General features: G+C 44.0%; 10 protein-coding genes, 1 tRNA gene, 1 pseudogene and 1 riboswitch. All 12 genes and pseudogenes read right to left on the bottom strand.

Annotation, left to right across the window (positions count from 1 at the left end; genetic code table 11):
- Window positions 1-11 precede the first annotated feature (11 nt).
- Window positions 12-1,736, bottom strand: coding sequence for a peptidoglycan D,D-transpeptidase FtsI family protein (locus OCV99_RS02100; protein WP_158367664.1), 1,725 nt, complete (start codon window positions 1,734-1,736; stop codon window positions 12-14).
- Between the two features lie 72 nt (window positions 1,737-1,808).
- Entirely contained in the window at window positions 1,809-3,812 is a 2,004-nt protein-coding gene (locus tag OCV99_RS02095) for a peptidoglycan D,D-transpeptidase FtsI family protein (RefSeq protein ID WP_158367662.1), read from the bottom strand.
- A 10-nt stretch (window positions 3,813-3,822) separates the two neighbouring features.
- On the bottom strand, window positions 3,823-4,365 hold the full coding sequence (locus tag OCV99_RS02090) for a hypothetical protein (RefSeq protein WP_262574557.1): 543 nt from the start codon (window positions 4,363-4,365) through the stop codon (window positions 3,823-3,825).
- A gap of 31 nt (window positions 4,366-4,396) precedes the next feature.
- On the bottom strand, window positions 4,397-5,332 hold the full coding sequence (gene rsmH, locus OCV99_RS02085; protein WP_158367659.1) for a 16S rRNA (cytosine(1402)-N(4))-methyltransferase RsmH: 936 nt from the start codon (window positions 5,330-5,332) through the stop codon (window positions 4,397-4,399).
- A gap of 11 nt (window positions 5,333-5,343) precedes the next feature.
- A complete protein-coding gene (gene mraZ / locus OCV99_RS02080) occupies window positions 5,344-5,784 on the bottom strand; it encodes a division/cell wall cluster transcriptional repressor MraZ (RefSeq protein ID WP_158367657.1) in 441 nt (146 codons plus the stop codon).
- A 259-nt stretch (window positions 5,785-6,043) separates the two neighbouring features.
- Window positions 6,044-6,289, bottom strand: coding sequence for a hypothetical protein (locus OCV99_RS02075; protein ID WP_158367655.1), 246 nt, complete (start codon window positions 6,287-6,289; stop codon window positions 6,044-6,046).
- Window positions 6,290-6,361: 72 nt separating this feature from the next.
- The gene (locus OCV99_RS02070) at window positions 6,362-7,201 is read right to left on the bottom strand and encodes a DegV family protein (protein WP_158367653.1); all 840 of its coding nucleotides are present in this window, start codon (window positions 7,199-7,201) and stop codon (window positions 6,362-6,364) included.
- Between the two features lie 163 nt (window positions 7,202-7,364).
- Window positions 7,365-8,543, bottom strand: coding sequence for an FtsW/RodA/SpoVE family cell cycle protein (locus OCV99_RS02065; protein ID WP_158367775.1), 1,179 nt, complete (start codon window positions 8,541-8,543; stop codon window positions 7,365-7,367).
- 178 nt (window positions 8,544-8,721) lie between these two features.
- Window positions 8,722-8,806 (bottom strand) — tRNA-Ser (locus tag OCV99_RS02060).
- A 135-nt stretch (window positions 8,807-8,941) separates the two neighbouring features.
- Window positions 8,942-10,252, bottom strand: coding sequence for a phosphomethylpyrimidine synthase ThiC (thiC, locus tag OCV99_RS02055; RefSeq protein ID WP_158367651.1), 1,311 nt, complete (start codon window positions 10,250-10,252; stop codon window positions 8,942-8,944).
- A 338-nt stretch (window positions 10,253-10,590) separates the two neighbouring features.
- Window positions 10,591-10,698, bottom strand: a riboswitch (TPP riboswitch).
- Between the two features lie 119 nt (window positions 10,699-10,817).
- A pseudogene (locus OCV99_RS02050) lies at window positions 10,818-11,240 on the bottom strand (manganese catalase family protein); the annotation flags it as partial.
- A gap of 49 nt (window positions 11,241-11,289) precedes the next feature.
- Window positions 11,290-12,252 (bottom strand): N-acetylmuramoyl-L-alanine amidase, encoded by a 963-nt coding sequence (locus tag OCV99_RS02045; RefSeq protein WP_158367649.1) that lies wholly within the window; start codon window positions 12,250-12,252, stop codon window positions 11,290-11,292.
- Between the last annotated feature and the right edge of the window lie 124 nt (window positions 12,253-12,376).

The raw sequence follows: 12,376 nt of genomic DNA, 5'->3' as shown, positions 1-12,376 counted from the left end.
TACTTCATTTCCTACTCTTTTTCAATGCCAAGATAGGGAAGGACATTTTCAAAAATTTTACCGATTACCGGAGCCGCAATCGTTCCTCCATAATAGACTCCCTGGGGATTATAGATAATACACATTCCGAGAACCTGAGGATCATCCGCCGGAGCGAATCCAATAAAAGAAGAAATGTATTTGTTAGCGCTTCTGGGAAGTGTCTGGGATGTAGCAGTCTTACCACCGATCCGGTATCCTTCTACCGCCCCGTTTTTGCCGGATCCTTCGGATACAACACTTTCCAGAATTGTTCGCATCGTTTCAGAAACATCTTCCGAAAGAATCCTCTCACCGCTGTCATACCTCAATGTCTCCACCTCTTCTCCTTCTTTCGTAAGAACCCGGACTCCAAAATGTGGGATAACCCTGGTTCCACCATTAATCAAAGAACTGACCGTCGCCGCCATCTGCATGGGAGTAACCTGAAAGGACTGACCGAACGTCATAGTCGCAAGTTCCACCAATCCAATATTTTCTCGCTTATGCATAATGGTAGACGCCTCACCGGGCAAGTCTACTCCGGTCATCCCCATCAAACCGAATTTTTCAAAATAATCACAGAATTTATCAGCCCCTAGTCTCAGCCCAATATCAATAAATACCGGATTACAGGAGTTCTGAACCCCCTGCACAAAGGTTTCCGCTCCGTGTCCGCCTACCTTATGGCATCGTATCTTCCGGTCTTCCACTACACGATATCCGGGACAGCTGAAATTATCTGTAAGATTTACCACACCTTCCTCCAGACAGGCAGATGAAGTAATAATTTTAAAAGTCGAACCCGGCTCATAGGTATCATTAATACACCGGTTTCTCCACATCTGATTCAATGCGTCCTGCTTTTCTTCCTCGGTGAGACTATTCCCGTCAGCTCCTGTATTCAGCGTAAACGGATCATTCAGATTAAATTCCGGTACATTTACCATTGTCAATATTTCTCCGTTCTTCGGATTCATCAGAATAATCGAAACCCCGTCTGCCTGCTTTTCCTCCATAACCTTTTCTGCCATCTGCTGCGCATACATCTGCACGTTATAATCCATACTAATTTGAAGGGTATCACCAGCCACAGGTTCCATGCGGTCTTCCGCAACCCCTTCCAGTTCCACTCCCCTTGCGTCTGTAGTAGTTAAAATCTTCCCATCCTGCCCTTTTAAATATTCTTCGTATTTTACTTCCAATCCAATAATTCCCTGGTTATCCCCTCCGGTAAATCCAAGTACCGTAGAAGCCAGCTCATTGTAGGGATAATACCGCTTAAAATCTTCGTCTACCTTTACGCCTTCTAATTCCAGATTACGAATCTCATCTCCCGTCTCTTTCTCTACATTTGTCTTAATTCTTTCGATAGAAGATACCTTTTCCACTCGTTTTCTTACCGTTTCCTCGTCCAGTTCCAGAATAGAAGAAAGTTTTTTTATCACCTCTTCCGGCTCCTTTATCTGACTGTGGATGACCGAAATAGTACAAACTGTCTTATTGGTTGCAAGAACAGTACCATTCACATCCACAATTTCTCCCCTGGCCGCCTTAATATCCCGCTCCCGTTCATGCAGCTCTTCCGCCTTTTTCTGATAGTACTCCGCATCAAATACCATAAGATAGACAAGCCTTCCTATCAGAAAAAGGATAATAAGAAAGGCGGCAATAAATACAATAAATATTTTTTTCTTATTATATGTCTTATTCTTCAAACGAAAAAACCTCGCAGAAACTATTGTTATAATTTATTAACGCTCCTGCAAGGTTATTCCAGATATCATATTTTATTCATATTCATCATAGTACTCGTCATAAGATTCATCATAATACTCGTCATAGGATTCGTCATCATAGGAGTCATCATAGGAGTCATCATAAGATTCATCATCCGACGTCTCCTCATCATAAGACTCATCCGTATCTTCTGTCATCTCATCCTCCGCGGTCGTATTCTCTGAACCCGGAATTTTTGTAATTCCAAGATATGGGAATATTTCATCCATAATATCTCTTGCGAGCTGTACAGCAAATGCACTCTGTGCCTGATCCTCAGCATTTGGCTCATCAATTACCACATAGATAACCACCTCCGGATTCTCCTGCGGTGCATAACCAATAAAAGAAACCAGATATTTTCCATTGTCTCTGGGAAGCTTCTCCGCCGTTCCTGTTTTACCTCCGACTTCGTACGCTTCCATATCTGCCTTATTGCCGCTTCCGTTCAGCACAACTCCCCGCATATAATCTTTTACCATCGTACTGGTTTCCTGAGAAATGGTTCTCTTTACCAGAACAGGTTCCTCATTACTGATTATATTCCCATTTTCATCCTGTATCTGTTTTACAATATGAGGTTCATAATACTCTCCGCCATTAATCAAAGAACAGAATCCCGCTATAAGTTGTGTCATCGTCACATTAAAATTCTGCCCAAATGCATTGGTTGCCAAACTGGCGTCATCCATATTTTCCGGTGTATACAAAAGACCGGCCGTAGAGGCATCTCCGGGAAGGTCTATGCCCGTCAGTTCGCCAAAGCCAAAAATATGCTGATATTTACAAAAATCATCTACACCAATCATGCTGCCAATCTGCATCAAAGCCACATTACAAGAATTCTCCACCGCTTCCTTCAGTGACTGTGTTCCATGACCACTCCGGTTAATACAATGAATATCATGATCTCCCACATGCAGCATACCGCCGCAGTTAAAATACTCATCACCTGTAAGTGCCCCCGTCTCCAATCCTGCTGCCACCGTAAATGGCTTTATCGTCGAACCCGGCTCATAGGTATCGCTGACACAAAAATTTCTCCACAGAGCATTTAACGCTTCTATCTGTTCTTCATCAGTCATAGCACTAAGCTGTTCTTGTGTATAATAAGCAGATAACTCCCTCGGATTATTCAAATCAAAATTGGGATACGAAGCTTCTGCTATAATTTCTCCGTTCTGCGGATTCATAACAATCACGCCCGTATTAGCGCTTCCCTCTCCAACTGACGCCTCATTTCTATGCTCTTCATTAAAAGCAAGTATATGCTTTTCCACAATACTCTGCACCTGAAGATCAATTGTAGAGACTACTGTGCTGCCGTTTACAGGTTCTTTTACTGTATGTTCAACAGTAGAATCCTGATCCAGATATCCATATTCCCTTCCGTCAGTTCCATTCAAGATGGAATTATAGGACGCCTCAATTCCCGCATTCCCCACATTCCCATCTACCGTAAATCCCAGAACATCACTCGCCAGCGTGTTATAAGGATAATTTCTTACATAATCTTCTTCCAGCCAGATTCCTTGTACATCAGGATAATTTTCCTCATCTGCATCAATCTCTTCAAATTCCTTCGCTTTATTATAATCAATTCCTTTTAACAAAGGCTCATATCTGCTATCCGGATTCTCCTGAATTAATGCTCTTACTGTCGCCTCGTCAACACCAAAACAATCTGTCAACACCCGAATCGTTGGTTCAACATAATCTTCGTCACTGAGCATTGCTTTTACATCCAGAATGACATTATAAACACGCTCGCTTGTGGCAAGCTTCGTGCCATTCCTGTCAAGGATATCCCCGCGCTTATAAGGAATCGTCCTACTGTCATACTGCTGCTGTTCTAACACAAGTTTTGTATATTCATCGCCTTTCGAGGCATTAATGTATGTAATTCTTCCTACTAGACCAACAAAAGCTAGTATAATTGCCACATAGAGCATTACTAGCTTTTTCTGCATAAATTTAGGAAACTTTTTTCTCAACGCACTTTTTTTCTTCGCCATAGTCTCCCCCTTAATTCTGTACGTTTTTTGAACTTGCCACTACGCCGTCCTCCGGAATTTCTTCGTATTGCTTCACATAGTCGTCAGAAGAATTCTCATACTCTACAATCTGACTATCATTAGCCGGAACCATGCCAAGCTCATTCTTTGCCTTGTCTTCAACTTCTTCCAATGTAACAGAATCTACAAGCACATTATACCTGGTTGTATTTTCTTCTTTCATAGACGCCAGCTCTTCCTGCAAAGCAGAAATATTTTTAGACCTGCTGGTTATCTGAGACTGTAATTTCACATAATTCACACACACAACCAGCGCCAAAACCGCAGCTATCGTCATAAAAACAACATAACCTTTATTCAGGCGCAATGCTTTCTTCCGATTTCTGCGCACCTGCGCACTTATTTTCTTCTCTTTTCTTGTCTTCTTTACCGACGTTTTTGGCTCATACGCCGGTTTTTCCACGGCATTGCCATACACATACATCTGGCGCATGGAATCTGCATTGTTATAATATCTGCGTGACCTTCTTGTTGAAGCAGTTCTTCCTGCCATGCCGCTCACCCTTTCTTATGAATCAAATTATTTATACCCTTTCAAAAATCCTGAGCTTCGCGCTCTTAGAACGGCTATTACTTTCCTGCTCTTCTACACTTGGCAGAATAGGCTTTTTTGTAATAATCCTCCCCTTTGAAACATTTCCACAGACACAGACCGGGAAATGGCTCGGACAGGTACATGGATTTTCATTCTTTTTAAATGCACTTTTTACGATCCTGTCTTCTAATGAATGGAAGGTAATAATGCACAGCCTTCCGCCAGGATTCAGTATTTCAATCATATCATCCAACGAATCTCTCAAAACTTCCAATTCCCGGTTTAATTCAATACGGATTGCCTGGAATGTTCTTTTTGCCGGATGTCCCGACTTTTTTTGATATTTCATCGGAATCGCATGCTTTATAATCTCTGTAAGTTCCCCAGTTGTTTCGATGGAACTCTTCTCGCGTTCCAGAACAATATGGCGGGCGATATTCTTCGCAAACTTGTCCTCACCATAATCCCTGATCACACGATAGAGTTCCATCTCACTGTAGTCATTGACGATGTCTCTGGCCGTCATTGTCTGACGCCTATCCATCCGCATATCCAGAGCTGCATCTTCGCGATAGGAGAATCCCCGTTCCGGCGTATCCAGTTGATACGAAGATACGCCAAGATCAAGCATGATCCCATCGACTTTGTCAATGCCCAATTCATGGAGCCTCGACTTCATATCACAATAGTTGCTCCTGACTATCGTAACCTTCTCTCCGAAGTCTTTTAATCGGATAGAGGCAGCTTCAATCGCTGCTTCATCCTGGTCTATTCCTACAATACTCCCCTTGTCATTCAGCCGCACACACACTTCATAGGCATGTCCGCCGCCGCCAAGCGTGCCATCTACATAGATGCCGTCCGGCTTAATGTTTAGTCCATTTACAGTTTCTTCAAGTAATACTGACCTGTGTTTGAATTCCATATCTTCTCCCTCTAGATACTGAATCCACACTCTTCCATATCCGATGCAATATCTTCAATGTTAAGTTCCACTTCAGCATTCTTCTTCTCCCATCTTGCCTTGTCCCATATCTCGGCACGCTTTCCCATACCGATAAACACAACCTCTTTATCAAGCTGCGCATAGTTCCTCAGCACAGACGGAATCAGTGTTCTGCCTTGCTTATCAAGATCGCCGTCTGTCGCGCTCCCTTGAAAAAAATAAGCAAAAGCTCTGGCTTTCTTGTCAGTGGTGGTTGGCAGGGCGTTAAGTTTTTCTTCAAAGGCGTTCCATTCTGTCTCGGGATATACATACAGACAATTTTCCATCCCTTTTGTTATGACGAAATTCTCCCCTAGATCGTCACGAAACTTTGCCGGAATGATTAACCGGCCTTTGGGATCAATATTATGGCTGTATTCTCCTTTCAACATCAGAACTCACCTTCTTTCATAAAGTGGCTCCACTTTGACTCCACTTTATACCACTTTTCACCACTTTCTACCACTTGAAACCATTGTAAAACACTTTTTCTATGATTTCAAGCCCTTTTTTACTTTTTTTAGGTAATAGTTCAGACATGTATTTTATATACTGTGTTCCGCTACAGAATGCAAAGCAGATAATTCCCCATAATAAAAGAACGGGAAGTAAACTTCCCGTTCTCCATTACATTTGTCCCTTATTCTGTTATTATTCTGCCTCACTGTCCAGTCCCTGCTGGTAATTATCAATGGCATCATAATTAATCTCCGCCGTCTGCTTAGGACGGTTCGTCTCATAAATATCGTAAGCAGAATATCCAATCCATCCGATGATTACAATCCCGACCAGGGCGGCCACTGTCCGGCGTACCAGACGCTCCATCTTTTCTTTCTTCATATTCTTCTTGCGGTTCACTTTTTCTTCTTTATATTTATTTACCTTTTCCTGACTCATACTACGTACTCCTTTTTATCAACTAGTAGTATTCTAACACAAACCGCCCAATTGTACAACCCAATTTCACATCTATATCACGACAATCACACCACCGTCAGAAGCATACATACTGCTGATGCCGGCCGTATCCAAGACAATAACATCTTTTGGCTTTATCTTTTCTAAAATCAAATCCTTCACCCAAAGGGCACGCTCTTTGCAGTTACAGTGGCTGATTGCCAGCGTTTTCTCAGACGGATTTTCTGCATTCTTCACAACTTCCTCTACCATCTTTCCAAGCGCCTTCTTAATTCCTCTCGCCTGTCCTAACTGACAGATCTCCCCTTTGGGTGTGGAACCCATGACCGGTTTAATATTCAGCGCAGTTGCGACTACCGCTTTCAGACCGCTCAACCTGCCATTTTTCCTCAGTGTCTCTAATGATTCAAGTACAAAATATGTGTGCTGGCTTTCAATATAATCCTCAACCGTCCGAATGACTTCCGCAAAGTCCATTCCTGCCTCTTCACATTCCGCTATCTTAAGTGCAATCAATGTCTCGCCAATAGACGCTGATTTAGAATTAAATACATGGATATCCTTCTCTCCGTATTCTTCATGATAAAGATTCTTACCGAGCACTGCACTGTTATACGAACCACTCAATTCAGATGACAGAGTAACTGCATACACCCTCTCCGCATCACATCGAAATCCTTCCATATACCGCTCCGGCGATGGACAGGAAGATTTTGGACAATTCGGACTCGCCGCCACAATTCGCAAAAATTCCTGCTGGTTAAAACTTTCATCATCAACGATATGATATTCATCAACATCAATACTCAAAGACGCTGTCTCAAAATGCCCGGAAACCTTCATCTCCTCCGTCAATTCTCCACAGCTATCGACAATCACTTTATAATCCATTTCAATCCTCCCACATACACCCCTGTCCTCCACAGCTTTGCAGGAGCAGCCATAATGTATGTTTTTTATTTCTATTATATGTAGTATTAAAAACCATTTCTTAAATAATAGCACATTTTCTATGGATTGAAAAGAGGTTTTATCGGTATGATTCCCTAATTCTTTAATCTAATTTAATTCTGTTGGAAACTCCCAGCGCAAGTCCCATCTCTATCATCAAAAACAGAATGGATGTTCCGCCATAACTGATGAACGGCAGGGTAATTCCGGTCGTGGGGATCAGATTAAGTACAACCGCCACATTTAAAATAACCTGAAGCGCAATATGAGCAAATATTCCCGCTACGATTAACGAACCATAGATATCAGGCGCATTCTGAGATATGAACAGAAGCCGGTAAAGCAACAGCCCAAACAGCATCAAAACCATAATTGCACCGAAGACTCCAAGTTCTTCGCATATGACAGACAGAATCATATCATTTTGAACCTCCGGAATAACCGTCTTCTGCACACTGCTGCCAAGTCCTTTTCCAAAAAAGCCTCCTGAGCCAATCGCATACAGCCCCTGCATAACTTGATATCCCCAATCAGAAGCATGCTTTTCCGGAGCCAGCCACACAATAATTCTTCTTAACCGGAAATTATCGCCCAGATCGCTCGTCTGTATCATACTTCCCAGAATCTTCACTCCTGCCATCAGCAATGCAAAGCCGACAGTAACTATCCCGATAAAAGGAGCCGTCCTGGGATGGACAACAAATACGATCACACAGGAAATACCAAATACAATAATTGCCGTACTCAGATTGTCAGTCAGGAAATAGACACATCCGGCCAGAACACCTCCCCAGCTCAACACCCGGACAACTCCCCGCAAAGAGTTTATTTCCTTTCCCATCTTACAGACAATTACCGGAATCAATAAAATTGCTGCTATTTTAGCAATCTCCGACGGCTGAAGCTGCTGGTCAAAAGGAAGCTTCAGCCACCGTCTTGCCCCATTAACCTCAATTCCAAGAGGTGTCTGAACTAACGCCATCATAAAAATCGCAAGCCCATAGATATATTTCGCATACTTCGCATAAATATGATAATCAATTCTCGAAACAACGTACATAATTACCAGACCGACCGCGCAGAAAAGAGCCTGCCGTTTAAAAAAATGCATACTATCTCCATACTTAACCATGGAGCTATATGCACTGGCACTATATAACATAACAAGTCCAAAACACATAAGAAAAATAAGCACAGCCAGAAGGCTGTAATCAAAATACCTGATCGTCTTTTTCGTCTTCTCTCTGCCAGTCCGTTTCAATTTACTGCTGTCCTTCGGCATCTGTGTTATATTATCCATCTTCCATCATCCCATTTCACCCTAAAAACTCTATTACACACAGGAAATGCCGGGAAACTTTTCCTGTGTGTAATAAAAAAGCGGACAAGTCCGCGTCGAACTCTCTATATCCCGTTTTATGATATAGGAAATTCGAAAGAATTTCCTATATCATAAAAAACGCAGCAGGAGGGATTTGAACCCCCGGAGCCTTTCGGCTCTTCTGCTTTCGAGGCAGATGCCATCAGCCGCTCGACCACTGCTGCAAAATCATTGAACGAAATAAATGTATCATTTTTTCGCAAAAAATTCAATAGCTTTATCAGGATTTCATAAAACATCTTAAAGCACCGCTTCTCATTTTTAGATTGCGCTTTATGCGCAATCTAAAATCTTGTCTTTTATTCATCAAAAATACTTACAATCTCACCGTCCAGAATCCGGTTCGTGTTTTTCACTGCACAGAAATTTCCACACATACTGCAGGTATCCTCTTTCTCCGGCTTTGCCTCTGCACGGTAGCGGCGCGCTTTCTCCGGATCCATACTCAAATCAAACATCGCTTCCCAATCCAGGCGCTTTCTTGCCTCACTCATTTTGTAATCCCAGTCCGCTGCTCCCGGGACCCCCTTCGCAATATCAGCCGCATGAGCCGCAATCTTCGCCGCAATAATTCCTTCTTTCACATCGTCCGCATTTGGCAGCCGCAGATGCTCTGCCGGCGTAACATAACATAAGAACGCAGCTCCCGCAGACGCGGCGATCGCTCCTCCGATTGCAGAAGTAATATGGTCATATCCAGGAGCCACATCCGTAACCAAAGGTCCCAGCACATAGAACGGCGCTCCATGGCACAGAGTCTTCTGAATCTCCATATTCGCCGCAATCTGATTCATCGGCATGTGTCCCGGCCCCTCAATCATAACCTGGACATCCTTCTCCCACGCGCGCTTCGTAAGTTCACCAAGCGTAATCAATTCCTCAATCTGAGCCGTATCCGTAGCGTCAGCAATACATCCCGGACGGCAGGCATCACCCAGACTCATGGTAATATCATATTCACGGCAGATATCTAAGATTTCATCATAATATTCATAAAACGGATTCTCTTCTCCCGTCATCTCCATCCATGCAAACATAATAGACCCGCCTCTTGAAACAATATTCATCAACCGTTTATTCTGCTTAAACCGCTTTGCCGTAGCCCGGTTCATCCCACAGTGAATCGTCATAAAATCCACACCGTCTTCTGCATGCATTCTGACAATATCCAGCCATTCCCTAGCCGTAATCTTGCCCAACGCTTTATGATAATATACAACCGCGTCATAAATCGGAACCGTACCGATCATTGCCGGACATTCTTCTGTCAATTTTCGTCGGAAGGTTCTGGTATCGCCATAGGAACTCAGATCCATAATAGCTTCCGCTCCCATCTCCACGGCGGCCCTTACCTTCTCATATTCCATGTCCACATCCTTCCAGTCACGGGATACCCCCAGATTAACATTGATTTTTGTAGTCAGCTTCGCTCCCACTCCGCTTGGATCCAAGGATTTGTGTTTCTTATTACAAGGAATAATCACCTCTCCTTTTGCAATCAATTCTCGAAGCTCTTTCGGATCCATGTGTTCTTTCTCTGCCACGATCTCCATCTGCGGGGTAATAATTCCCTGACGTGCAGCATTCATTTGTGTAGTATAATCAGACATTTTTTCCTTCCTCCCGGCTTCCCGCCAAAATAATATATAAAATACTGGATAATGCATGCGAAATACCGGACACAGACAGAATCAGGCAGAAAACGCCCTTCTTTTATCAAAAGCCGGTACCTTCACCAGAAACCCTTCCGGCGATATTAATGAAGCCAAATCAAGCGTATCATTAATTTTATAACGCGACAGAAAGTGGTGCCCCCAATCTATCGCAACAAAGTGGAAAAGCCCACCTCAGCTCCCCACTCCCCTCACTCACGAGGGGCTTGTGATATGGGAATCCAAAGATTTCCTATATCACACAAAAAAAACGATATGCCAAGCGCATATCGTAACTACTAAAACTATGTGTTCCCTACGTTGGCATTATCCAAATCAGGTTATGGGTCAAAGCAATACAGCTTACTCTCAGCCTGCTTACACAAGCTCCCCGTCTTCTGAACTTCCTTTATTGTAGCACCGCTCTCACAAATAGTCAAGAAAACGCTGCCTTCAAATAAATATTTTTGTATATGGCTGAACCGATACACAATTTTACTCGAAGGCAGCATTCTACTTGTTCTTATTTGCAGGATCTGCGAATATCAAACTCCGGATTGATTGCGTAGAAATTGTTACTATCTAATTTATCCTGTACGATTCTTAAGCTTTCACCGAATCTTTGATAGTGAACAATTTCCCTCTCCCGCAGGAAACGAATCGGGTCGCAGATTTCCGGATCTTTCACAAGCCGCAGAATATTATCATAAGTCGTGCGGGCTTTCTGCTCTGCGGCCATATCTTCATGAAGATCTGTGATCGGATCTCCCTTAGATTGGAAATAAGTTGCGGTCCACGGTGCCCCACTTGCGGCCTGCGGCCAGAGGGCAAGGGTATGATCCACATAATATTTGTCAAAACCGGAGCATTCCAGCTCTTCCGGCGTCAGATTCCTTGTAAGCTGATGAACAATTGCGCAGATCATTTCCATATGCGCCAGTTCTTCCGCCCGTAATTGTTAGAAATGAACTATATTTAATAGGTAGAAACTCTTTTTACTCCTTCGCCGCCACGCACTTCCCGGTGTACGCATGGATCAGCAGCGTCGCTCCATCCGACTCTTCCCTAACGTAGAACTTCTGCTGCTGGTTGTGCAAGTCGGTGTAAAGTTTTAAGTTACTACTGCCGACACCGTTCTTCTCCGCCGACAGGAACAGCTCCCCGTTTGCCGCGGACTGCAACATGTGGTACACGGCGTTCTTATACTCTTTCTTAATAAGGTTCCACTGGGAATACGCCCCACAGTCGAAGGCACGGAAGTCCACATTCACATTTGCCATGCTTCCCGCAGCCGTAAGGTAATACCCTTCCTTGTTCCGGATCCGGCAGTGTCCGTCCTCCGCATCCTCTATAAACAGGCGCATGTTGTTGGCTCCTGTATTGTCCTGGATGGTGGCGTTGATAATCTGCGGTACTTCCGATGTCTGCTGCTCCTGCGCTCCGGCTGCCGGAATGCCAAATGCTGCCAGTACGCCCCTTGCAATATCGTCCATCCGGCTGTTAAAGATGTTTACATCTCCAGCATTGGAGATAAAGCCAAATTCTACCAAGCGGTAATTAAACCCTCTGGCTGCCGCCCTGTTCGGATTGGCGAGGTCACTTCTCCCCACGATGGTATTCGCTCTTCCCGGAAGGATCCCTGCCAGGAATCTTGCCAGGGCGTTATCGTAATTATCCGGCTCAAGTCCCGCCTTAATGATTACGTGCCCTCCTTTGGCGGATGCGGCACCGCTGTCCATGTGCGCTTCCAGGATTGCATAACCGTCTGGAATTACAAGCGTATTTATTCCCTTGTCCGCGTACCAATTCCGGGAAGTGTCCGCAATGGTTACGTTGTTGCCTCCCAACGCCTTAACTCTCCCAGCCAGCGCGCGTACCCGCTCTGCTTCCTGGTATCCGTTCCCCATTGCCCCGGGGTCACCTGCTCCGTGTCCTGCTATAAAAAATAAATGTGCCATACTCTTTCTCCTTTCCGCTGCGAAAACACAGCATACCTTAAGAAGCCGCTGCCAAAATAGCAGCGTACTCCATTCTATTCCTATTTGCACCCTATTGCGACGTCACAACGGCTTATATTGATTT

Origin of the sequence: Dorea acetigenes (assembly GCF_025567385.1) — a bacterium.
In the GTDB taxonomy this organism is placed as follows: domain Bacteria; phylum Bacillota; class Clostridia; order Lachnospirales; family Lachnospiraceae; genus Claveliimonas; species Claveliimonas acetigenes.
This window is presented reverse-complemented; position numbering and strand designations above follow the sequence as displayed.